Genomic DNA, 21,814 nt, shown 5'->3' with positions numbered 1-21,814 from the left:
GGCGGGAACGGCTGATGGACTTCTCCCTGTCGACCGAGCAACTCGACCTGCGGGCGGGCCTGACCGCCCTGCTCGCCGACCACTCCACGCCGGAGCGGGTCCGGGCGGCCGAACCGCTGGGTTTCGATCCGGCGCTGTGGGCGGTGCTCGGCGAGTTCGGCTTCCCCCATCTGGCGAGTTCCCGCGAGGCAACACCGGCCCGACTGGCTGAGCTCGCCATCGCCGCCCAGGCGGCCGGGGCCTGTCTCGCCTCGGCCCCGCTGGTGGAGACCCTGGTCGCGACCCGGCTGCTCGACCGCCTCGGCGGCACCGACTCCACTGACCTGGTCACGTTCTCGCCCCGGCCGGCCGTGGCCGGGGTCGCCCGGACGGTGCCGTGGGCGGCGGTCGCCGACCGGGTCCTCGCGTGGGATGGGGACCGGATCGTCGCGTCCAGGCCCGGCCACGAGGTCGACTGTCCGAAGCAGACAATGACCGGGCTGGCGATCGGCCACGTGGACCTCACGGGCGCGACCGTGCTCGCCTCGGGACCGCAGGCGGCCACGCACTTCGAGGAGGCCCTGGCCGACTGGCGGATCCTCACTGCGGCCAGCCTGGTCGGCATCGGGGCCGCAGGCCTGCGCCTCGGCGTCGAATACGCGAAGACGCGCCACCAGTTCGGCCAGCCGATCGGCTCGTTCCAGGCGCTGGCCCATCAGCTGGCCGACGCGGCGACGCTTCTGGACGGGGCCGAGCTGCTGGTCCTCGAGGCGGCCTGGGCCGGCGACACCGGCAGCACCCGGCGCCACGGCCTGGCCGCGATGGCCTTCACCTTCACCAGCGGGGCCGCCCGCCAGGCCACCGATCGCAGCCTGCACGCCCATGGCGGCTACGGCTACACGATGGAGTACGACATCCAGCTCTACTTCCGCCGGGCCAAGGCGCTGGGACTCCTCGGCGGCGGCGCCGGCGTGGCCACCGATGCCGTCGTCACACTCGCCCTGGCCGACACCGACGAGGGGCGGCGGTAGATGGACTTCGAGCTCTCCGAGGCGCAGCAACGGTTCCGGACCGAGGTCCGGCAGTTCCTGGCCGAGCTGCCGCCGGCGACCTCGGCCGCCGTGCACGACTCCGGCACGCTGCACAGCTGGAGCGTGCACCGAGCCATGGCCGAACGCGGCTGGCTGGCCGCGGCCTGGCCGGTCGACCAGGGCGGGCAGGGCCGGGATCCGTTCGAGATGGCCACGCTGAACGAGGAGTTCGCCCGGGCCGGGATCCCGATCGAGGGCTGGCTCATCGCCGAGCTGGTGGCGAAGACGCTGCAGATCGTCGGCACCGAGCGGCATCGACGCGAGGTCATCCCGGCCATCCTGAGCGGCGAGATCCTCATGTGTCTCGGGTATTCGGAGCCGGACTCGGGCTCCGACGTCGCCGCGGCCCGCACCCGGGCGACCCGCGACGGCGACGAGTGGATCATCGACGGCCAGAAGATGTTCACCACCATGGCCCACGAGGCGACCTACGTCTTCCTGCTGGCCCGGACCAACCCGGACGTGCCCAAGCACCGCGGCCTGACCATGTTTCTGGTACCGCTCGACGCCGAGGGCGTGGAGATACGCCCGGTGCGCACGCTCGGCGGCGAGCGCACCAACGCGACGTTCTACGAACAGGCCCGGGTCCCCGACAGCGCCCGGGTCGGCGAGGTCGACGGGGGCTGGGACGTCATGATGGTGGCGCTCGCCTTCGAACGGCAGCCGGCCGCGGCCGGGCACCTGCTGCACCTGGTCGACCGGGCCATCGCCTGGGCCCGCACGCCCGGCGCCGACGGACACGCGCCGATCGAACGGCCCGAGGTGCGGGCGTGCCTGGCCCGGGCCTACACCGACCTTGAGGTGAGCCGCCTCATGGGCTACCGCATGACCTGGCTGACCGCGCGCGACGTCCTGCCCCACACGGAGGGGTCGCTGGCCAAGCTCTTCAGCTCGGAGGCGCTCATGCGGGCCGCATCATCCTTGGTGGACATCGTCGGCGCGGACGGGCTGCTCGCCGGCCACGGCACCGACGCGCCGGCCGACGGCTGGATCGAGCACGAGTTCCGGCATTCGGTCGTGACCACCATCTACGCCGGCACCAGCGAGATTCAGCGGGGCATCATCGCGGAGCGGCATCTCGGCCTGCCCCGGACCCAGGCGAGGCGGGCGGGCGCATGACCGGTTCCGGAGCGAAGCGGAGGAGGCCGGTCATCATCGGCTCAGTTTGGAAGGCATGCGGCCGGAGAGAAGCGGAGGCAGCATGACCGTCGTCGAGGACGTGACCCAGCAGGTGCGCTGCATCGTCGCGGACGGTGTGGCCCGTATCGTGCTCGACCGCCCCGAGAAGCTCAACGCGCTCGGACCACCGCAGCGCGAGCGGCTGATCTCGCTGCTGGACCAGGCCGGCTCGTCGGTCCTGGTGCGGGCGGTCGTGCTCTCGGGCGTCGGCCGGGCCTTCTGCGCCGGCGGCGACCTCAGCCGCCCCCGGCGCGATCCGGACGTGGACGGTCAACCGGCCCGGGTCGTGGGCGAGACCGGGCCCGGTGTGCGCAGCGCGCAGGCCCTCATCGCGGCGGTGCTCGACTGCCCCAAGCCGGTCATAGCCGCGGTGAACGGGGTGGCCGCCGGCATGGGGGCACAGCTCGCCCTCGCGGCCGACTTCGTGGTGGCCTCGACCCGGGCCCGGTTCGCGGAGCTGTTCATCACCCGCGGGATCGTGCCCGACGCCGGGGCGGCATACCTGCTTCCCCGCATCCTCGGGCTGCACCTGGCGAAGCGGCTGCTGCTGCTCGGCGGGGATCTGCCCATTGTGGAGGCCGAGCGACTGGGCATCGTGCACCAGGTGGTCGAGCCGGAGGAACTGCAGACCGCCGCCGACGCGCTGGCCGCCCGACTCGCGGCCGGGCCGACCGTCGCGATCGGTCTGGCCAAGCGCCTGCTGAACCAATCGCTGGACTCGGATCGGGTCGCGGCGTTCGACCGGGAGGAGATGGCCGTGGCCATGAACGTCTGGACCGAGGACAGCGCCGAAGGGCTGCGCAGCTTCACCGAGAAGCGCGACCCGGTCTTCCGGGGGTGGTGAGGCGATGCCCAGGCCCACCGACATCGGCGTCATCGACCTGATGATGGGAATCCCCAAGGGACCCACCGACGACAGCTGGCGCAGGTTCCTCGGCACCCAGCTGCGCGACCAGGAGAGCCGGGAGACGTACCGGTTCCCGGCCGAGTACATGTACAAGAGCCTGCCCGACCAGCGGTTCAGCGCCGACGGCGCCAAGGCCGTGCTGCTGGAGATGGACCGCTGGGGCGTCGAGCGCGGGATGATCACGGCGAGCTTCGAGGACGAGCTCGCGGTCGCGGCTCTGCGGGCCCACCCCGACCGCTTCCTCGCGGCGTTCCCGGTCGACCCCAACGCCGGGATGGAGGGCGTTCGCGCGCTGCGGCGGGCGGTCGAGGAGCTGGGCGTCGTGGCGGCGAGCGCGATGCCGAGCGGCCTCAACCCGCCGGTGCCCATCAACGACAAGCGGTTTTACCCGCTCTACGCGGCCTGCATCGACCTGGACATCCCCATCTTCGTCTGTGCAGGCGTGCCCGGACCCCGCATCCCGTTCGCGGCCCAGGAGGTCGCCCTCATCGACGAGGTCTGCTGGTTCTTTCCCGAGCTGCGCTTCGTCACCCGCCACGGGTGCGAGCCGTGGGTGGACCTGGCCGTGAAGCTGCTGCTGAAGTGGCCGAATCTGTACTACTCGACCAGCGCCTTCGCCCCGCGCTACTACCCGAAGCAGATTCTGGACTTCGCCAACACCCGCGGCGCGGACAAGGTGCTCTACGCCGGCTACTTCCCCCTGGGCCTGTCGCTGGAGCGCATCTTCACCGAGCTCGACGAGCTGCCGCTGCACGAGCACGTGTGGGAGAAGTTCCTGCGCACCAACGCCCTGAAGGTGCTCGGCCTCGCCGCGGACGGAGCATGACATGGCCCGACGCGCGATCGTCGTGGGAACCGGCTTCGGCCTGCGGGTGCACGTGCCGGCGCTGCGGGCGGCCGGGTTCGAGGTGGCCGCGCTGGTCGGCCAGGACGCCGAGCGGACGACCCGCCGAGCCCAGCGGGTCAGCGTGGCGGCCGGGTTCGACTCGCTCGCGACCGCCCTGGACGCCACCGGCGCCGAGGTCGTCACGATCGCCACACCGCCGGACACGCACGCCGAACTGGCCGGGCTGGCCATCGCGGCCGGCCGGCACGTGATCTGCGAGAAGCCGCTGGCGCTCTCGGTCGAGCAGGCCGAGGCCATGACGAAGGCGGCCGGCGAGGCCGGCGTCGTCGCCCTGGTCGGCACCGAGTTCCGATGGGACCCCGCGATCGAGGCGGTCCGCGACGCGATCGCCTCGGGCCACGTGGGCCGGCCGCACACGGCCACGATCGTGCGCTCCTACCCGATCCTGGCCGCCGCCGACGCGGGCACGCCCGGCTGGTGGTTCGATCCGGCGCGCGGTGGTGGGTGGCTGCGGGCCAACGGCACGCACCTGCTGGACCAGCTCCAGCTCTGGCTCGGCCCGATCGTGGAGGTGTCGGCCACGCTGGGCCAGGCGGTGCCCCGGTCGGCCGGAGGGGCCGACGACGGCTACGGCGCGCTGCTGCGCACCGCGACCGGTGCGGTCGGGGTGATCCAGGAGTGCGCGGCGGCCTGGGGCGAGCCGGTCGAGGTGACCCGGGTGGCCGGCACCGCCGGCACGGTATCCATTGTGGACGGCCAGGCGCACCTCACCACGCCGGACGGGTCACGTCGGCTGACCCCGGACGCGCCCCCGCCGCCATCGGCGGTTCCCGGCGACACCCGCCCGTGGACCGCGCAGGAGATCGCGTCCTACACCGGCCTCGCCCGCTGGCTGCGTCAGCGGCTCGACAACCCCGGCGGCGAGGCGGCACCACGCTTCCCCCGCCCGGCAACCTTCGCCGACGGCTTGGCCGTGCTCCGCGTGGTCGAGGCCATCCAGACGTCGGCCGAGCAGCGCCGTGCCGTCTCCGTCCCGTTCAGCCCGGAGGAGTCCCATGAGCCGACGAATCGACACTGAGGTGATCCGACCCGGCGACACCGCGGTGCTGACGATGGAACTGCAGCGGGGCATCGTCGGCACCGAGAGTCTGGTGCCGCAGCTGGGCGAGCAGCTGCGGGCCGGCGGTGGTGTGGACAGCGTGCGCCGTCTGCTGGCCGCGGCCCGCTCGGCCGAGGTCGCAGTCGTGCACGCCACCGTGGCCCGCCGGGCCGACGGCCGGCGGGCCGCCAGCAACGCGCCGATCCTCGAGCGGGCCGAGGCCATGTCCGATCACCTGCTCACCGGTTCGGTGTCGGCACAGCTGTTGCCGGAGTTGGGGCCGGAGCACGGTGACATCACGGTCGAGCGGCTGCACGGCGTGACCCCGTTCACCGGTACCGAGCTCGACGCGACCCTGCGCGGCCTGGGCGTGCGCACGATCGTCCTGGTCGGCGTGTCGTTGAACATGGGCATCCTGGGCGCATCGATGGAGGCGGTGGGGCTGGGCTACCGCGTGGTGGTGCCGGTCGACGGTGTGGCCGGTGTCCCGGCCGACTACGCGGCGGACGTCATCCGGCACAGCCTGCGCCACCTGGCCACACTATCCACAGTGGACGACATAGCCGCGGCCTGGCCGGTGCCGACCGAGCGGACGGAGCCGGCATGGACCTGAGTGGACGAGTCGCCGCCATCGCGGGCGTGGGCCGGGGACTGGGCCGCGAGCTCGCCGTGACCTTCGCCGAGGCCGGGGCCGACGTGGCCCTGCTGGCCCGCCAGGGTGTGTACCTGGACGAGGTCGCGCGCGAGGTCGTCGCGGCCGGACGGGCGGCGCTGCGCCTCCCGACCGACCTGACCGACCGGGCCCGCTGCGCCGAGGCCGCGCGGCTGCTGGGGGAGCGGTACGGCGCGGTCGACGTCCTCGTGCACAACGCGTTCTCCCGGCCGCCGCTCGGGTCATTGGGCGAGCGCTCGGCCGCCGACTGGCACGCGGCGGTCGACGGCAACATCCTGTCGGCGACCAACCTGCTGTACGAGCTGCTGCCGCTCATGAAGGGCCGGCCGGCGTCGGTCATCCTGGTGAGCTCCATCTCGGCCCGCCAGCCCTACCCGGAGTCCGGCGTCTACGCGGCCATGAAGTCGGCCATGCTCACGCTGGTCCAGGTCCTGGCCCGCGAGCTCGGCCCGCACGGGGTCCGGGTCAACGCCGTGGTCCCCGGCTACATCGAGTCGGACAACCTTGAGGCGTTCTTCGCCGATGTCGGCACCCAACGTGGCACGAGCGCCGCGCAGGCCCGGCAGACCGCCGAGGCGACGACCTGCCTGGGCCGGTTCGTGACGGCCCGTGAGGTGGCCGACGTCGTCGCCTTCCTCGGGTCATCGGCCTCGGCCGGAGTGACCGGGCAGACGCTGGACGTCAATGCCGGCCAGTGGTTCGGCTGACCCGTCAACACCCCGCCCTGAGAACACCTGGAGCACAGTGGACACACAGACACGGCACGCGACCTCGGCGCCTCCGCCAACGGCGCCCACCAACGCCAAGCTGCTCGCATCGGGCGTGGAGCGGCAGTTCATCTCCGGAAAGCACCGCGTCCACGCCCTCGGCCCGCTCGACCTGCGGGTGTCCGACGGCGAGTTCGTCTGCCTGGTAGGTCCGTCCGGCTGCGGCAAGTCGACGTTCCTGCGCATCGTCAACGGCCTGCTGCCACCGACCGCCGGCACCCTCGACCTCTGGCTGGACGAGGGCCGGGTGGCGACGTCCATGGTCTTCCAGGACTACGGCGTGCTGCCCTGGAAGACCGTCCTGGCCAACGTGCGGTTCGGCCTCGACATGGCCAAGGTGCCACGGCGGGAGGCGAACGAGCGGGCGATGCACTGGATCCGTCGGCTCGGTCTGAACGGCTTCGAGAAGGCCTACCCGGCCACCCTCTCCGGCGGCATGCGCCAGCGGGTGTCGATCGCCCGGGCACTGGCCGTACAGCCCCAGATCCTGCTCATGGACGAGCCGTTCGCGGCCGTCGACGCCCAGATGCGGGTCGTGCTGCAGGAGGTGCTCCTCAAGGTCTGGGAGGAGGACCGGCGCACGGTCATCTTCGTTACCCACAGCCTCGAGGAGGCCCTCGTCCTGGGCGACCGCGTGGTCGTCGTGTCGGCCCGGCCCGGCCGGGTGGTCAGTGACATCACGGTCCCGTTCGGGCGTCCCCGCTCGAGCGACCTGCGCCGCATGCCCGAGTTCGCGACCCTGCAGCAGAACGTCTGGGATGTGCTGCGCGACGAGGTCCAGGCCTCGTTGGCGACGGGAGAGGAGTAGTCATGGCCCAGACAACCGCGCTCGTGCCGCCGGACGAGCAGACGACCGGACGGATGGTACGCCGCGAGGCCTCGGCGACCCCGGAGAAGGCCGCGGGCCGGCGGCGCCGGCGCCGGCTCATCGAGATCGCGCTGGGCCTCGCCGCCCCAGTGGTGCTGTTCGTGCTGTGGCAGGTGGCCGCGACGAGCGGTGCGGTGAACCCGCTGTTCTTCCCCCCGCCGACCAAGGTCTGGAGCGCCGCACTTGCGCTCATCGAGAGCGGCGAGCTGTTCCACCATCTCTGGGTCAGCCTGACCCGGGTGCTCATCGGCTGCGCCATGGGCGTCGTCTCGGGGGTGGCGGCCGGCATCGCGCTCGGCGCCTCCCGCTGGGTCCGGGCCACCCTCGAGCCGCTGCTCTCGGCGCTCTACACGGTGCCGAAACTGGCCATCTTCCCGTTGCTGCTGCTCATCTTCGGCCTCACCGACACCGCCCTGAACGTGGCCATCGGTATGACGGTCTTCTTCTTCATGTGGGTCAGCACGATGGCCGCGTTCCTGGCCGTGAGCCCTGGGCACCGTGAGGTGGCGCAGAGCTTCAACTGCGGACCGTGGCAGACCTTCCGGCACGTCCTGCTCCCGGCCGCCCTGCCACAGATGTTCATCGGCCTGCGGATGTCGGTCAGCGTCGCCGTGCTCATGATGGTCGGCGTCGAGTTCACCCAGGCGAGCGAGGGCATCGGCTATCTCATCTGGTACTCGTGGACGCTTTTCCAGGCGCCCAAGATGTACGTCGGCATCGTGGCGGTCGCCGCCATGGGACTGCTGCTCAGCAGCATCGTCAAGTGGGTGTCGCTGCTCGTGCTGCCGTGGGCTCGCGTCGAGATCGAAGGCGGCGACCGGAACCTCGTGTAAATCCGTTTCCCTGTTCCCGAGAAAGGAAGTCGCAGTGCGCCGAATAGCAGTCACGTCCGTCGCCGCCGTGCTCGCCGCCTCGCTGCTGTCCGCCTGTGGCGGCAACGGCGCGGCGCCGGCCTCGACCGTTACCCCGCCTGCTACCCCGCCCAGCGCCGGCCCGACCGGGCCGAACACTCCGGCGCCCAAGCCGCTGCCGAGCGAGGTCACGGTCAACGCCTCACTCCCCTTCCGCAACATCGAGGCGTACGCGCCGTTGCTGCTCGCCGAGCACTTCGGCGAGTTCAAGAAGGAAAACATCAAAATCAACATCCAACTGGTCCAGACGAACAACCTCGTCGTCCTGATGCAGAAGGGTGACATCGACTTCGCGCCGGCCGCGCCGTCGGCCGGTCTGTTCAACGCCATCGCGGGCGGGGCCGAGATCAAGGGCGTCGGCGGCGGCGTCGGCTGGAGCCCGGCCAACCACCAGGGCTACTACGTGCGCAAGAGCCTGCTCAAGCCGGATGGTTCCTTCGATGCCTGCGACCTGAAGGGCAAGAAGGTGTCGACCGGCTCCGCGACCGGTCTCGGCTCTCCGGCCGTGGTGGAGCTGACCGCGTACCTGAAGACCTGCAACCTCACCGTGAAGGACGTGACGATCGTCCCGCTGGGCGGGGCCGACCTGCTGGCCGGGCTCGGCTCGGGCGCCGTCGACGCCGGCAACCTGGCCGACCCGGTGTGGAGCACCGCCGAGGCGGCCGGCCACAAGCTCATCATCCCGTTCAACGCCTCCATCACGAGCTACTGGATGGGGAAGATCCGCACCGAGAAGCCGGAGGTGGCCGCGGCCATCCTGCGCGCGCTCGTCCGGACCAGCCGCACCTACCTGCAGGGCGACTACCGCAGCAACCCGGAGGTGAAGCAGGGCCTCATCAAGGCGATGGAGGCGACCGAGGCGCAGCTGACCGGACCGTCCAGCCTGATCTTCGACCCGGACTTCAAGTTCCCCATCTCGAACATCGCACCCATCGAGACGGCCTGGGCCCAGATCGGCGGCATCGTCAACTTCGACAAGCCCCTGCCCGAGTCGAAGCTCTACGACGACGGGCCGCGGCAAGCGGCGCTGGCCGCGTAGCCGATGCGCAAGTTCCTGGCCATCGGCCACCACGGCCCGGTCGACCCCGAGCTGGGACTGCGGATCGCCGATGTGGCCGTCGACTGGATCTCGGCCCGGCTGGCCGACGGCACCTTCGACTGCCTGTACTCGATGGCCGGCGGCGGGCGGATGATCGTCGCGAACGTGGACAGCGAGGAGACGCTGCTGGCGATGCTGCGGGCGGCTCCGGACGCACCGCGCGAGTGGACGTTCACCGAACTGTTCGACGGCATCGAGGTCATCCGCAAGTACGTCGAGTCCATGCGGTCCGAGAACGCGTGAGGTACCTGCTGGGCGGGCCGTCGGGCCCGCCCAGCAGGCCGTCCGAAGGCACGTCCGAAAGGGAGCACAGCGATGAGTGACATGTGGGCAGCCCAACTCGTTGCACCGGCGACGTTCGCCGACGTCCGCGTGCCGGCGCCGACCGCGTCGGCCCTCGCCCCCGGCGAGGTGCTGCTGCGGGTGCGCGCCGGTGCGATCTGCGGCAGCGACATGCCCTTGTTCAAGGGCGCCATCCAGCGCTCGGGTGGGCTGGGCAACCACCCGGACGGCGCGCCCCCGGGCCCGGGCTGCCCGATGCACGAGGTCGTGGGCGACGTGCTCGCCTCGCGGCACCCCGGCTTCGAGGCCGGCACCACCGCGGTGGGCTGGGCTCTGGGCCAGGACGCGATCGCCGAACTGGTCATCACCGAAGGGGACTCGCTGGTACCGGACGACGGCTCGCTGCCGCCGGCCGACGCGGTCGTCGCCCAGCCGTTGGCCTGCGTGATCTACGCGGTCGAGCGGATGGGGGACGTGGCCGGGCAGCGGGTCGCCGTCCTCGGCCAGGGACCGATCGGCATGCTGTTCAGCCATGTCCTGAAGTCGATGGGCCGGGCGGCCCACGTGGTCGGCGTCGACCGCGTCGACCGGTCGGCCGAGGCGCGGGTCTTCGGCGTCGACGAGTTCGTCCGGGCGTCGTGCGACCGGTGGGTGGAGTCGCTCGCCGCGGACGATCGGCCGCAGGTCGTGGTTGAGTCCATCGGCCACCAGGTCGGCACCCTCGCCTGCGCAGTCGACGCGGTCGCGGCCGGCGGCCTGGTCTACTACTTCGGCGTGCCCGACGACCTCGTCTATCCGGTCCCGATGCACACGTTCTTCCGCAAGGACCTGACCCTGCGGGCCGGCACCACCAAGGACCGCCAGCGGGTGCTCCGGCTCGCCCAGCGGTACCTGCGGGAGCATCCATCGATCCTGGACGCCTACGTCACGCACCGGCTGCCCATGGCGCGCGTCCAGGATGCCTACGAGCTGGCCGCCGCCCCGCGCGCCGGTCAGCTCAAAGTGGTCCTCGAGTCGTGAGGGTTGTGCGCGTCCCGGGCGTCGAGCAGGGGGCGCAGGAATCCCGGCAGCTCCTCGGGCGTCCGGACGAACGCGAGCGGGTGCACGATGACGCAGTCGGCGCCGGCGTCCCACAACGCCTGCGCCTCCTCGAGGACGGGCATCGCGCCGACCTCCTCGGCTGACTTCCCGTGCGGTACGAGTGTCGTGGCCGTGGTGAGGGTGACCGAACCCGGATCCCGGCCGACCCGCTGGCACTCCTCGCGGATGCCGGCGATCGCGGCCCGCACGGCCTCGATCGGCATCGGAGGCGCCCACCAACCCACGCCGAGGCGCACGATGCGCTCTATCGCCCGGGCGGTGGGGTTGAAGCCGAACGACAGCCGCAGGTCCGCGCCCTGCACCGGCACCGGCATGCTGTGCAGGTCCGTGAAGTCCAGCCGCCGGCCCTCATGCGCCGCGGGGCCACCGGCCCACAGTGCGCGGCAGGCCGCGACCTGCTCCTCGAGGTATCCGAAGCGGCCCTCGAACGGCCGCTCGGTGACCCGGTACTCCTCCACTTGCCAGCCCGCCCCGAGGCCCACATCGAGCCGCCCGGCACAGATGACGTCGAGCGTCGCGAGCTGCTTGGCCAGCAGCACCGCGGGGCGAAGCGGCGCGACGAGCACGTTGGTGCCGACGCGGGCGCGCTCGGTGACGGTGGCGACCGCCGCCAGCGCGGTCAGCGGCTCGTACCAGTTGGTCGAGATCGGGTACGGGAAGCCGAGGGCCACCCGGTCGCGGTGGGCCTGCTCGCTCATCGTCACGTGGTCGGGAAGCACGAGCAGGTCGACGCCCATCCGGTCGGCCATGGCCGCCGCCTCGAGGATGCCGGTGAACCGGCCGCCATAGAGCTCGTCCACGCCCATCAGGTTGAAGCCAAGCCGCGCCATCGCGTCTCCACTTTCGTCATCGGAACCGTTGGTAGCCAACAGGTTTCCCAACCAAGCAATCGCTTGGTAGCTTACCTGTGTGGGCCGGGATCGCACCAGGCCAAGCCCCACACCGAACAGTCGATGCCGAGGGAGGTTCGATGACGAACAGGGATTCCGACCGGGCTGCCATCCGGGATTTGGTGTGCCGGTACTGCAGGGGCATCGACCGACTCGACATGGACCTGGTCCGGTCCTGCTACCACGACGGGGCGCTCGACCATCACACCGGCTTCGACGGGCCCATCGAGGAGTACATCGCCTGGGTGGAGCCGAAGCTGCGCCGCTTCGACGGGACCATGCACCTGGTCGCGAACCATCTCGTGGAGTTCGCGGGGTCCCGGGCACTGTCGGAGACTTACGGCATGGCCGTGCACTGGGGCGCGCCGTCCGACAGCCCGCGCCTGAACTTCACCAGCGGGTTCCGCTACGTCGACCTCGTGGAGCGGCGGGACGACGAGTGGCGGATCCTCGAGCGGTACGCGTCGCGCGAGTGGACGCGCTCGGACGCCAACCTGTTCATGCCCCGCGAGGGTCCCGGCCCGGCCGGGCGGCGGGGCCCGGACGACTACGTCTACCAGCTTCGGAGCCGGCTGTTCACACCGTGAGGGGGCTGGGCACCGCGCAGGCCGGCGAGCGCGCGGAGCTGCCGGACGCCGCAAGCGCATGAGCAACGCGGTCGGGACGGGCGTCAGCGACGCAGGGCGGGCAGCACGCTCGCCGTGGTCGCCAGCAGCAGGCACAGGCCCACCACCGCGCCGATCACGGACCAGGGCACCACGAGGTCGACGGGTGCGCCGGCCTGGGCGCTCAGCCCCTGCCGGATGCTCAGCAACGCGACGAACGCGACCGCGCCACCGAGCACCGAACCGATCAGCACCACCACGGCGGACTCGGCCGCCACGACCCGGGCGATCTGTCGCCGGGTCGCGCCGGCCAGCCGGAGCACCCGCAGGTCCGGCTTCCGCGCCGCGGCGGCCATGAGCAGGGTGTTGGCCACGGCGATCGCGCCGTAGCCGGCGGACACCCCGATGAGCAGGAGCGTGAAGATCCACACGAGGCGGTCCTCTTCCTGATCGGCCTCCGCGGCGTACGTCGCGACGTCGAGCACCCGGGCGCCCGAGTTGGGCGGCAGCTCGACCGGGCCGCTCAGGTAAACGGCGGAGGTGAGCGCCGACGGATCGTGCTGCCGGACCACCGGCCGGGACAGCAGCAGATCACCCGGCAGCGAGTCGTCGGTCACGACGGCGACGACGCGCAGCGGCACCTGCTCCCCGTCCGCGAACCGCACCGTGAGCGCCGCGCCGCCGGCCGACGCGGCGACCACCGACTCGGTGACGACCACGGTCGCGTCGCCCCGCAGGTCGCCGATCGATCCCGACACGACCTCGAGCCGCCGGTTCACCGCCGCGAACGCGGCCGGGTCGACACCGAGGGCGGTCAATGGCCGGTCGCCCGCGAAGACCGCCGTCGGCAGTAGCGCGGCGCCGGGTACCGCGGCGACGGCGGCGTCGGTGAGCCCGGGCGTGCCGTCCGGCGCGACGACCGAGCCGGCCCGGACCGCGGCGGCACGACCGGCGGCGTACGCCTCGGTGGTGGTCCGCACCAGGCCCGAGACGAGCACCGCGAACGCCACGGTGAGCAGGACCGGCGCGGCCGTCGAGGCGGTGCGCCGGGCGGCGGTCAGTGCTCCTTCGCGGACCAGCAGCGCGACCGCGCCGCGGGATCGCAGCGCCGGCCACGTCACCGCCCGCACGACCAGCGGTACGAAGGCGGGCGCGAGGACGGTCGCGCCGAGGACCAGGGACATCGCGCTGTACAGGGCGAAGTTGGCGCCGTCCTCGGCACGGTCCGACGTGGCGGTGCCGATGGCCAGGGCGAGCCCCAGGGCCACGAGGAGCACCCCGGCGATCCAGCGCAGCCGGCCCATCGGGCGCTGCTCCACGGCCGCCTCGCGCAGCGCTTCGAGCGGCGGCACCCGCGACGCCCGCCACGAGGCCCCCCAGACGCCGAGCAGCGCGACGACCGGGCCGACGGCGAAGGAGACGGCCGCGGGCCACAGGGTGTAGCGCACTGTGTAGGTGGCCGGCTCGAACCCGACGTCGATCAGCACGTCGCCCACGGCCGGCGCGAACACCGTGCCGAGCGCCAGGCCCACCAGTGCGCCGGTCGTGCCGACGACGAGCGCCTCGGCGTACAGCATCCGCTTGATCTGCCGGGGGCTGGCACCGATCGTGCGCAGCAGGCCGAACTCGCGGCGGCGCTGCGTGACGGTGTACGCGAACGTCGAGGCCACGACGAAGACGGTGACGAACCCGGCAAGCGCCGCGGTGCCGGTGAGCACCTGCATGCCGACCCAGCGGGTCTGCGCCTCGTCGCGCGGCTCCAGCGCGCTGCGGCCGTCCCCGGTGTACACCTGCCCGTCGGCGCCGACGATCCCGCGGGCCGCCGCGGCGACCTCGTCCGGGTCGGCGCCGGGCGCGAGGACGAGCCCGACGGCATGCACGCCCGGGCCGAGCGTCGCCGCGGTCGCATCCGCGACGTAGATCGCGGGCTCGTCCACGACGCCGGTGACCGTGTAGGTCGCCGGGCCGGTCGCGGTGAGCACCGTCACCGATGCGCCGGGTGCCAGGCCGAGCGTCCGGCCGACGACCACCTCTCCGGGGCGCTGGGGCGGGGCGCCGGCGGACAGCCGCAGCGCGCCCAGCAGCGCGCTGGACCAGCCGTGGCCCTGACGAGTCCGGTGGTCCGGCCGGCCGCCGACGAGGACCTGGGCGTAGAACGAGCGGTCCGCCACGGCCGAGGCCACGCCGGGTACCGCCGCGAGCCGCCGGACGAGTTCGTCGGCGGTCTGTGAGGACCACGGCCGGGTCGGTGGGAATGGATCCGCCGGAGTGCGCGCGATCGGGCTCTGCACCACGACCGCCGCCGCGGCCAGCCGGTCCGGCACGTGCGGCCGGCCCGACGCGAGGAGCAGGGTGCTGAGTGCCACGATGGTGACGCCGATCGCGACGGCGACGAACGCGCCGGCGAGGCGCCGGACGGTCAGCATGCCGACTCCAGCAGCGCGGTGCGCGCGGCGATCGACTCGGCGGTGACGCCGGTCAGGTCGTCCACGATGCGGCCGTCCGCGAGGAACAGCACCCAGTCGGCATAGGCCGCGGCGACCGGGTCGTGTGTCACCATCACCACCGTCTGGCGGTGCTTGCCGACAAGCTCGCGCAGCAGCGTCAGTACGTGGCGGGAGGTGGTGCTGTCCAGCGCGCCGGTCGGCTCGTCGGCGAAGACCACTGCCGGGCGGCTGATCAGGGCCCGGGCGAGCGCGACCCGCTGCTGCTCGCCGCCGGACAGTTCGCTGGGCCGGTGCCGGGCCCGGTCGGCCAGCCCGACCGCGTGCAGGGCGGCGACGGTGTCCGCCGGCTCCGGACGCCGGCCGGCGAGGCGTAGCGGCAGCTCGACGTTCTGCTGGGCGGTGAGCGCCGACACCAGGTTGAACGCCTGGAACACGAAGCCCACGCGGTCACGCCGCAGCCGGGTGAGCGCGTCCTCGCCGAGGTTGCCGACGGCCGTGCCGTCGATGGTGACGCTGCCTTCGGCGGGGCGGTCCAGCCCGGCCGCGCAGTGCAACAGCGTCGATTTCCCGGAGCCGGACGGGCCCATCACCGCGGTGAACGTGCCCTGCTGGAATCCCACGCTCACCCCGTCGAGCGCGGTGACCTGCCGGGGACCGCTGCCGTAGACCGCTCGCACGTTCTGCAGTACCACTGCGTGTGTCGTCATGTCCTGCAACGGTGCCCGGTGGCGGCGCCCGGCACATCGGGCCGGGGCATGCACTTTCGCGTCGTCCGCAAGCCGTACGCGGCGCCAGTCCGCCCTCGGCGTGTCATCCTCGGGGATGACACGCCGGAGGCTGACGCGACCATGCGCGCGGGCGGCTACCGTCGAACGGGTGAACGTGCCCCACCGCCTGCTGACTCGCAGGATGCGCCCGGTCGACGCCTTCCTGCTGGACGTGTTCGTCGGAATGGTCGCCGCCGTGCTGCTGTGCGGCTACGCCGCGCTCGAGTCGCCGATGGACGGTGGGGTCCGGGAGCCGCTGTGGGTCTCGTGCCTCACGGGTGTGCTGATCGGGTTGCCGGTGGCGGTCCGCAGAAGGTGGCCGGCCGGCGTCGCGGTGGTCGTCACCGGTGTCTCCGCCGTGGCATTGGCGACCGGTGTCATCCCGGACTACGCGGCCGCCGCTCCGGCGTTCACCGTCTCCCTCGTGTCGTACACCGTCGGGCTGCTGGTCCCGCAGCGACGCTCGATCGTCACGGCGATCGGCTGCCTCGCCGCGATGTCCGCGGCGCTGATCATCGCCGCCGACCAGCTGTGGAGCGGGATCGGCGCGGTGGTGTTCAGCGCCGCGATGATCACGCCGGGATGGCTGATCGGGTGGATCGTGCGGGAGCGGCGCGCGTATGCGGCCTGGCACAGCGACCAGCTCGTCCGGCAGGCCGCCACCGAGGAACGCGTGCGGGTCGCCCGCGAGCTGCACGACGTCGTCGGGCACACGTTGAGCCTCATCGCGGTGAAGGCGTCCGTCGCCGTCCACGTCGCTGAGCAGCGGCCGCAGGAGACCCTCGACGCGCTGCGGGTCATCGACAGGACCAGCCGCGAGGCACTGGGCGAGATCCGGCATCTGCTGGGGATGCTGCGCGACGACACGCCCTACGCGCCGCCGCCCGGCCTGGACGATCTGCCGGCCCTGACCGCCGCTGCGTCGGCCGGCGGGGTCGAGGTCCACCTCGACGTGCGAGCCGACGGTCCTTCCGCGGCGGCCGTGCCGGAGGCGATGGGTCTGTCGGTGTACCGGATCGTGCAGGAGGCCCTGACGAACGTGGTGAAGCACGCGGCACCCGCCACCTGCCGCGCCACCGTGGCCGTAGGCGCCGGCACGGTGCATGTCGAGGTGACCGACGACGGGCGCCGGCCGGTCCGCACGGGCGGCGCGGGGCACGGGCTGATCGGCATGCGCGAGCGGGTGGGCCTGCACGGCGGCACCTTCGCCGCTGGGCCGCGACCCGGCGGCGGGTTCGTGGTGACGGCGCTGCTGCCGCTGCCGCCAGCACCGCACTCCGGCGGGGACACGGTGGCCGCGCCGGGCGGTCCGCACGGCGCCGGGCAGGCCGCCGCGTGATCCGCGTGCTCATCGCCGACGACCAGGCGCTGCTGCGTGGCAGCTTCCGGCTGCTGGTGGACCTGACGCCCGATTGCACCACGGTCGCCGAGGCCGGCACCGGCGCCGAGACGGTCGCGCTCACGGCGGAGCACCGCCCGGACGTCGTGCTCATGGACGTCCGGATGCCCGGGATGGACGGCATCGAGGCGACCCGGCTGATCTGCGGCGACCCGGCGACCGCCGCGACGCGGGTGCTGATCCTGACGACGTTCGACATGGACGAGTACGTGTACGGCGCGCTGCGGGCCGGCGCCAGCGGATACCTGCTCAAGGACACGCCGCCACCGGACCTGCTGGCGGGCATCCGCCTGGTGGCCGCCGGCGAGGCGATGCTCGCCCCGAGCGTCACCCGGCGGCTCATCGGCGAGTTCGCCCGCCGCCCGGAGATGCCACAGACGGTGGCCCGGAGGCTCGACGGCGTCACCGAACGCGAGCGCGAGATCCTCACGCTCGTCGCCCGGGGCCTGTCCAACGCGGAGATCGCCGAGCGGCTGCGGCTCAGCCTGGCGACCGTGAAGACCCATGTCGGACGCCTCCTGAACAAGCTTCGGGTACGGGACCGGGCGCAGTTGGTGATCGTCGCCTACGAGACCGGGCTCATCACCGCCAGCAGGGACTCAGCCTGAGGCAGGCGTCCACAGCGAACGTTCGTCATCCGCAATGTGTTGATGTGGCGACCAACTCGGGTGCGACGACGGTCGGATGGGCGGTGCCTAGCCTGATCGATGTCGGGAAGGTGCGGCAAGAGGACGGTGCACGATGCCCCCGGATCTGGATGTCGTTGGCATCGGCTTCGGCCCTGGCAATATCGCCTTGGCCGTCGCATTCGAGGAGCTCGAACTTGGCCTGAGTGCGCACTTCTTTGAGCGCAACTCCGGCCCGAGCTGGCAGTCGGGCATGCTCCTCGGCGGCTCAGACATCCAGCACAACGCGGCTCGCGACCTGGCCCTGCCTCGCAACCCGCGTAGCCGTTACACCTTCTACAACTACCTGTTCGAGCGCGGGCAGCTGTTCGAGTATCTCAACCTCGGCCTGCCGTACCCGTTCCGTAAGGACTATGCCAACTACATCACCTGGGTGGCCGGCGAATTCGCGGACCAGGTCACCTACGGCAGCGAGGTGCGAGCGGTGCGCGCCGGCGGTGACGGCGGCCGGTTCGTCGAGGTGGAGTTCGCCACCGGCGAGCGGGTTCAGGCCCGGGCCGCGGTGGTCGCGCCGGGTCGGCGGCCGCGGATCCCGGCGACCTTCGCCGCCGTGGCCGACCCGCGTGTCTTCCACTCGTCGCTCTACCTGCACCGGCTGGACCGGTTCTCGGCGCGACCACGCCCCACGGTCGCCATCATCGGGGCGAGCCAGTCCGCGGTCGAACTCGCCCTTGACGTGTCCCGGCGTTGGCCCGCGGCCACGGTCGTGAACATCATCCGGGAGTTCGGTCATCGGCAGAAGGACCTCAGCCCGTTCTCGGGTGAGGTCTACTTTCCCGCGTTCACCGACTACTACTACGACTCCACCGAGTCGGCCAGACGCGAGCTGGACCGCCAGCTTCGGTACACCAACTACTCGGCCGCCGACCCCGACGTGCTGAACGCGCTCTACGTGCAGATGTATGCCGACCGGCTCGACGGTGTCGAGCGGGTCCGGCTGATCCGCAACACCGCCGTCACGGGGGTCGACGTGAGCCCCGGCGCGGTCCGGCTGGAGCTGACCGAGGTGCATCGCGGCGAGACCAGCACGGTGGACGCCGATGTCGTCATCCTGGCCACCGGATACCACGACCTCACCGACGCGGCCGGGCCGCAGTTCCTGCCCGGCATCCTCGACGAGGTCGCCGGTGACGTGGCCCGCGCTCCCAGCGGCCACGCCCAGATCGACCGGGACTATCGGCTGCTGCCGAGCGACGCCGGCTCGCTGCCCTCGATCTACCTCAACGGCCTGTGCGAGACGACGCACGGACTCGGCGACGCCGGTTCCTTCAGCCTGCTCTCGCTGCGCTCCGCGACGATCGCCACCGGCATCGCCAAGCAGCTGGCCAACACGCGCGGTGAGGAGGCGCCATGACCGTTCCCGCGCTGACGGAGCAGGTCCAGCTCGAGATACACACGCCGATTCCGGGCCCGAGATCCGCCCACCTGCTCCGTGAGCAGGAGCGGCTGGAGTCCAATGCCCGGACCTATCCGCGGCGCCTGCCGATCGCCGTTGACCGGGCCTTCGGTCCCTACCTGCGCGACGTCGACGGCAATGTCTTCATCGACTTTCTCAACGGCGCGGGTGCGCTGCCGCTGGGACACACCCACCCCGAGGTGGTCGAGGCGGTCGAGGCGCAGCTGCGCCGGCACGTCCACGGCCTGGACCTGCCGAGCCCGATTCGCCAGGAGTTCGTCGACGCCCACCTGTCGCTGCTGGCGGAGCCGATGCGCTCCCAGACAAAGATCCACTTTTGCGGGCCCACCGGCGCGAACGCCATCGAGGCGGCGATCAAGCTCTGCAAGGTCCACACTGGACGATCCGGCATCGTCGCATTTCAGGGTGGCTTCCACGGTTCGACCCACGGCGCCATGTCCGTCAGCGGGCTGGTCGGTCCGAAGAACCAGGTCGGCACCTCGATGCCCGACACGCACTTCCTGCCGTACTCGCACTGCCGGCGCTGCCCACTCGGGCTGTCCCCGTCGAGCTGCGACACCAACTGTGCCACGTACCTGAACAACACCCTGCGCAACGACTTCGGTGGCGTGCCGCGGCCAGCCGCGATCCTGCTTGAACTCGTGCAGGGCGAAGGCGGCGTCATCCCGGCCACGGCCGAGTTCGTCCAGCGGGTCGCCGCGACCGCCGCCGAACTGGGCATCCCGCTGATCGTCGATGAGATCCAGACCGGATACGGCCGTACCGGAACCTGGTTCGCCTTCCAGCGCTACAACATCGAACCCGACGTGGTGGTCGTGTCGAAGGCGGTGGGCGGGATCGGTTTGCCGGTCGCCGCGATCCTTTACAACCGGCGGCTGGATTCCTGGGCGCCCGGCACCCACATCGGCACGTTCCGCGGTCATCACCTGGCCTTCGCCGCCAGCGTGGCCACCCTTCGGGTGATGCACCGTGACAACATCCTGGACAACGTCGCCGAGCAGGGCGACTGGATGTTCCGGCAGCTGCGCGGCCTCGCCTCCCGGCACGCCGCGATCGCGGACGTGCGGGGGACCGGCCTGATGGTCGGTGTCGAGATCGCCGACCCGGCCACCGGGCAACCCAGCGGGACGCTCGCCGCGGCGGTCCAGGCCGCCGCGCTCGCCCGCGGGCTCATCGTGGAGGTCGGCGGCCAGCATGGCTGCGTCATCCGGATGCTGCCACCGCTCAACGTGAGCCGTGCGGTCGTCGACACCGCCATCGCGATCCTGGACGAGTCACTGGCCGAGCTCGGGAGCTGACATGCTGCGCCACAGCTGGACCGACGAAGACATCACGCCTGAACCGGACTACGCCGTGCGTGCCGCGCGCCTCGCCCGGCTCGGCAACGAGCCCTACGAGGGCGGCGCGTGGGTCATCCTCGATCCGCACACGACCATGACCGAACACGTCAATCCGGTGGGGGAAACCGAGATCTTCTTCGTCATCGAGGGATCCGGCACCCTCGTTGTCGGCCAGGAGTCCACCGTGGTCGGGCCCGGCGACAGCGTGCTGATTCCCGTCGGCGAGCGGCACCGGCTGCGCAACGACGCCGACACCCCGTTTCGCATGCTCGCCCTGTGGTGGGGGGCCGGCAGTGACGGCTAGTGACGTCACGGTCGTAGGGGGCGGCGTCATCGGTGCCAGCATCGCCTACCACCTGGCTCGCCGCGGCGTCGACGTGACGCTCTTCGACGCCGCTGATCGTACCGCTGGCGCGACCGTTCACTCGGCCGGGCAGATCCGGATGCACCACGCCGACCTGTTCGACTGCCGGCTCGCGGCCTTGTCGCTGCCGACCTATGAACGCTGGGCGCAGCGGATCGGCGGCCACTGCGGCTTCGCGGCGGTCGGCTTCGCGTTCCTCGCCGACGCCGACCGGCGCGCCGGCGTGGCCACCATCGCCGCCGCGTTGACCGACCTCGGGGTCGAGACCACCGTGATGTCGCCACAGCGCTACCGGATACTCGCGCCCGAGCTGAGCCTCGACGGCGTCGGCACGGTGGCGGTGGAACCACGCAGTGGCTACGCGCATCCGACCCGAACCACCGAGGCGCTGCTGGCCGCCGCCGGCCGTCTCGGCGCCCGGGTGGTACGGTCCGCCGCCGTCACCGGGCTGCTACGGCACGGCGCCACGGTGACCGGAGTGCGGACCGCGGCGGGCATCCACCACAGCACGCGGGTGGTCATCGCCGCCGGTGTTCACAGTGCCGCCCTCGGCGCCACCGCCGGACTTCAGTTGCGCCTGCGGACCCGCCGCGTGGGCTGGGCGATCGCCGTTGCCGCCCCGCCGGCACACGTGATCATCGACGACACCCTCGGCGTCTACTTCCGGCCGCACGGAACCGATCGCGTGCTCTTCGGGGTCCCGCTCGACGACTGGGACCCGCCCGCACCACACGATCCGGCGCGGCCGGACACCGCAGCGCCGCAGCAGGACCGCATCGACCGGGCCCAGCGCGCAGTCGCCCAGCGCCTGCCCGCGCTGCGCGAGGCTCCCATCGAATCCGCGGCCGCCGCGATCGAGGCGTACACCCCGGACAACCACCCGCTCATCGGTCCGCTGCCCGGCCTCACCGGCGCCTACGTGTGTACCGGATTCAGCGGCGGTGGATTCAAGGTGGCACCCGCCGTCGGCGCGGCGGTCGCCGATGAGATCGACGCGGACCACCCGCGCGAGGAGTTACAGCCCTATCGGCCGGATCGGTTCGAGCGGGCAGCTGCGATCGCTCCCGCCGTCGCCTACCGGCACATGTGAGGTGGG

General features: G+C 72.1%; 22 protein-coding genes. 19 read left to right on the top strand and 3 right to left on the bottom strand.

Features of this window, described 5'->3' with window-relative positions:
• The first annotated feature begins 14 nt into the window (after positions 1 to 14).
• From AB0367_RS32645 to AB0367_RS32590, 12 genes are all read left to right on the top strand, one after another.
• The gene (locus tag AB0367_RS32645) at positions 15 to 1,010 is read left to right on the top strand and encodes an acyl-CoA dehydrogenase (RefSeq protein WP_366230336.1); all 996 of its coding nucleotides are present in this window, start codon (positions 15 to 17) and stop codon (positions 1,008 to 1,010) included.
• Positions 1,011 to 2,189, top strand: coding sequence for an acyl-CoA dehydrogenase family protein (locus AB0367_RS32640; RefSeq protein WP_366230335.1), 1,179 nt, complete (start codon positions 1,011 to 1,013; stop codon positions 2,187 to 2,189).
• Positions 2,190 to 2,271: 82 nt separating this feature from the next.
• Positions 2,272 to 3,093: an enoyl-CoA hydratase-related protein gene (locus tag AB0367_RS32635; protein WP_366230334.1), complete on the top strand. Its 822-nt coding sequence runs from the start codon at positions 2,272 to 2,274 to the stop codon at positions 3,091 to 3,093.
• 4 nt (positions 3,094 to 3,097) lie between these two features.
• Positions 3,098 to 3,982, top strand: a complete 885-nt coding sequence (locus AB0367_RS32630) for an amidohydrolase family protein (protein WP_366230333.1) — start codon at positions 3,098 to 3,100, stop codon at positions 3,980 to 3,982.
• A 1-nt stretch (position 3,983) separates the two neighbouring features.
• Positions 3,984 to 5,081 carry a Gfo/Idh/MocA family oxidoreductase gene (locus AB0367_RS32625; protein WP_366230332.1) on the top strand — a complete coding sequence of 366 codons (1,098 nt, stop codon included), beginning with the start codon at positions 3,984 to 3,986 and terminating at the stop codon, positions 5,079 to 5,081.
• On the top strand, positions 5,059 to 5,715 hold the full coding sequence (locus tag AB0367_RS32620) for an isochorismatase family cysteine hydrolase (protein WP_366230331.1): 657 nt from the start codon (positions 5,059 to 5,061) through the stop codon (positions 5,713 to 5,715). Before AB0367_RS32625 ends, AB0367_RS32620 begins: the two co-directional genes overlap by 23 nt.
• A complete protein-coding gene (locus tag AB0367_RS32615) occupies positions 5,706 to 6,482 on the top strand; it encodes an SDR family oxidoreductase (protein WP_366230330.1) in 777 nt (258 codons plus the stop codon). The genes AB0367_RS32620 and AB0367_RS32615 overlap by 10 nt, the downstream gene beginning before the upstream one ends.
• A gap of 37 nt (positions 6,483 to 6,519) precedes the next feature.
• Positions 6,520 to 7,350, top strand: a complete 831-nt coding sequence (locus tag AB0367_RS32610; protein ID WP_366230329.1) for an ABC transporter ATP-binding protein — start codon at positions 6,520 to 6,522, stop codon at positions 7,348 to 7,350.
• 2 nt (positions 7,351 to 7,352) lie between these two features.
• Positions 7,353 to 8,243: an ABC transporter permease gene (locus tag AB0367_RS32605; protein WP_366230328.1), complete on the top strand. Its 891-nt coding sequence runs from the start codon at positions 7,353 to 7,355 to the stop codon at positions 8,241 to 8,243.
• A gap of 34 nt (positions 8,244 to 8,277) precedes the next feature.
• On the top strand, positions 8,278 to 9,360 hold the full coding sequence (locus tag AB0367_RS32600) for an ABC transporter substrate-binding protein (protein WP_366230327.1): 1,083 nt from the start codon (positions 8,278 to 8,280) through the stop codon (positions 9,358 to 9,360).
• 3 nt (positions 9,361 to 9,363) lie between these two features.
• Complete coding sequence (locus tag AB0367_RS32595; RefSeq protein ID WP_366230326.1) at positions 9,364 to 9,663, top strand: hypothetical protein; 300 nt, start codon at positions 9,364 to 9,366, stop codon at positions 9,661 to 9,663.
• Positions 9,664 to 9,735: 72 nt separating this feature from the next.
• A complete protein-coding gene (locus AB0367_RS32590) occupies positions 9,736 to 10,722 on the top strand; it encodes a zinc-binding dehydrogenase (protein WP_366230325.1) in 987 nt (328 codons plus the stop codon).
• On the opposite strand, the gene AB0367_RS32585 is transcribed toward AB0367_RS32590, so the two are convergent.
• A complete protein-coding gene (locus AB0367_RS32585; RefSeq protein WP_366230324.1) occupies positions 10,695 to 11,633 on the bottom strand; it encodes a TIGR03619 family F420-dependent LLM class oxidoreductase in 939 nt (312 codons plus the stop codon). The genes AB0367_RS32590 and AB0367_RS32585 overlap by 28 nt on opposite strands.
• A 140-nt stretch (positions 11,634 to 11,773) precedes the next feature.
• On the opposite strand from AB0367_RS32585, the gene AB0367_RS32580 reads away from it, so the two are divergent.
• Complete coding sequence (locus tag AB0367_RS32580; protein WP_366230323.1) at positions 11,774 to 12,280, top strand: nuclear transport factor 2 family protein; 507 nt, start codon at positions 11,774 to 11,776, stop codon at positions 12,278 to 12,280.
• A gap of 83 nt (positions 12,281 to 12,363) precedes the next feature.
• Here AB0367_RS32580 and AB0367_RS32575 read toward each other — a convergent pair whose 3' ends face one another.
• Positions 12,364 to 14,724, bottom strand: a complete 2,361-nt coding sequence (locus AB0367_RS32575) for an ABC transporter permease (RefSeq protein ID WP_366230322.1) — start codon at positions 14,722 to 14,724, stop codon at positions 12,364 to 12,366.
• Positions 14,718 to 15,452, bottom strand: coding sequence for an ABC transporter ATP-binding protein (locus AB0367_RS32570; protein ID WP_366230321.1), 735 nt, complete (start codon positions 15,450 to 15,452; stop codon positions 14,718 to 14,720). The genes AB0367_RS32575 and AB0367_RS32570 overlap by 7 nt, the downstream gene beginning before the upstream one ends.
• Before the next feature lie 169 nt (positions 15,453 to 15,621).
• Here AB0367_RS32570 and AB0367_RS32565 point away from each other — a divergent pair, with 169 nt between their 5' ends.
• The 6 genes from AB0367_RS32565 to AB0367_RS32540 all read left to right on the top strand — a co-directional run bounded on the left by AB0367_RS32565 (position 15,622) and on the right by AB0367_RS32540 (position 21,808).
• A complete protein-coding gene (locus AB0367_RS32565; protein ID WP_366230320.1) occupies positions 15,622 to 16,851 on the top strand; it encodes a sensor histidine kinase in 1,230 nt (409 codons plus the stop codon).
• Complete coding sequence (locus AB0367_RS32560; protein WP_366230319.1) at positions 16,848 to 17,519, top strand: response regulator transcription factor; 672 nt, start codon at positions 16,848 to 16,850, stop codon at positions 17,517 to 17,519. The genes AB0367_RS32565 and AB0367_RS32560 overlap by 4 nt, the downstream gene beginning before the upstream one ends.
• A 133-nt stretch (positions 17,520 to 17,652) precedes the next feature.
• Positions 17,653 to 18,951, top strand: a complete 1,299-nt coding sequence (locus AB0367_RS32555) for a SidA/IucD/PvdA family monooxygenase (protein ID WP_366230318.1) — start codon at positions 17,653 to 17,655, stop codon at positions 18,949 to 18,951.
• Positions 18,948 to 20,312 (top strand): diaminobutyrate--2-oxoglutarate transaminase family protein, encoded by a 1,365-nt coding sequence (locus tag AB0367_RS32550; RefSeq protein WP_366230317.1) that lies wholly within the window; start codon positions 18,948 to 18,950, stop codon positions 20,310 to 20,312. Before AB0367_RS32555 ends, AB0367_RS32550 begins: the two co-directional genes overlap by 4 nt.
• Before the next feature lies 1 nt (position 20,313).
• A complete protein-coding gene (locus AB0367_RS32545) occupies positions 20,314 to 20,658 on the top strand; it encodes a cupin domain-containing protein (protein WP_366230316.1) in 345 nt (114 codons plus the stop codon).
• Positions 20,648 to 21,808, top strand: coding sequence for an FAD-dependent oxidoreductase (locus AB0367_RS32540; RefSeq protein WP_366230315.1), 1,161 nt, complete (start codon positions 20,648 to 20,650; stop codon positions 21,806 to 21,808). Before AB0367_RS32545 ends, AB0367_RS32540 begins: the two co-directional genes overlap by 11 nt.
• Positions 21,809 to 21,814 lie beyond the last annotated feature (6 nt).

It is taken from the genome of Dactylosporangium sp. NPDC051484 (assembly GCF_040689395.1).
Lineage (GTDB): Bacteria > Actinomycetota > Actinomycetes > Mycobacteriales > Micromonosporaceae > Dactylosporangium.
The sequence above is the reverse complement of the archived record's forward strand: the minus strand, read 5'-3'. Positions and strand labels throughout refer to the sequence as shown.

Bases quoted from the DNA above. Each gene is read 5' to 3' on its own strand.
- AB0367_RS32595 (WP_366230326.1), top strand. From the start codon at position 9,364: ATGCGCAAGTTCCTGGCCATCGGCCACCACGGCCCGGTCGACCCCGAG.
- AB0367_RS32640 (WP_366230335.1), top strand. From the start codon at position 1,011: ATGGACTTCGAGCTCTCCGAGGCGCAGCAACGGTTCCGGACCGAGGTC.
- AB0367_RS32585 (WP_366230324.1), bottom strand. From the start codon at position 11,633: ATGGCGCGGCTTGGCTTCAACCTGATGGGCGTGGACGAGCTCTATGGC.
- AB0367_RS32635 (WP_366230334.1), top strand. From the start codon at position 2,272: ATGACCGTCGTCGAGGACGTGACCCAGCAGGTGCGCTGCATCGTCGCG.
- AB0367_RS32620 (WP_366230331.1), top strand. From the start codon at position 5,059: ATGAGCCGACGAATCGACACTGAGGTGATCCGACCCGGCGACACCGCG.
- AB0367_RS32630 (WP_366230333.1), top strand. From the start codon at position 3,098: ATGCCCAGGCCCACCGACATCGGCGTCATCGACCTGATGATGGGAATC.
- AB0367_RS32555 (WP_366230318.1), top strand. From the start codon at position 17,653: ATGCCCCCGGATCTGGATGTCGTTGGCATCGGCTTCGGCCCTGGCAAT.
- AB0367_RS32580 (WP_366230323.1), top strand. From the start codon at position 11,774: ATGACGAACAGGGATTCCGACCGGGCTGCCATCCGGGATTTGGTGTGC.
- AB0367_RS32590 (WP_366230325.1), top strand. From the start codon at position 9,736: ATGAGTGACATGTGGGCAGCCCAACTCGTTGCACCGGCGACGTTCGCC.
- AB0367_RS32550 (WP_366230317.1), top strand. From the start codon at position 18,948: ATGACCGTTCCCGCGCTGACGGAGCAGGTCCAGCTCGAGATACACACG.
- AB0367_RS32645 (WP_366230336.1), top strand. From the start codon at position 15: ATGGACTTCTCCCTGTCGACCGAGCAACTCGACCTGCGGGCGGGCCTG.
- AB0367_RS32625 (WP_366230332.1), top strand. From the start codon at position 3,984: ATGGCCCGACGCGCGATCGTCGTGGGAACCGGCTTCGGCCTGCGGGTG.
- AB0367_RS32570 (WP_366230321.1), bottom strand. From the start codon at position 15,452: ATGACGACACACGCAGTGGTACTGCAGAACGTGCGAGCGGTCTACGGC.
- AB0367_RS32615 (WP_366230330.1), top strand. From the start codon at position 5,706: ATGGACCTGAGTGGACGAGTCGCCGCCATCGCGGGCGTGGGCCGGGGA.
- AB0367_RS32605 (WP_366230328.1), top strand. From the start codon at position 7,353: ATGGCCCAGACAACCGCGCTCGTGCCGCCGGACGAGCAGACGACCGGA.
- AB0367_RS32575 (WP_366230322.1), bottom strand. From the start codon at position 14,724: ATGCTGACCGTCCGGCGCCTCGCCGGCGCGTTCGTCGCCGTCGCGATC.
- AB0367_RS32545 (WP_366230316.1), top strand. From the start codon at position 20,314: ATGCTGCGCCACAGCTGGACCGACGAAGACATCACGCCTGAACCGGAC.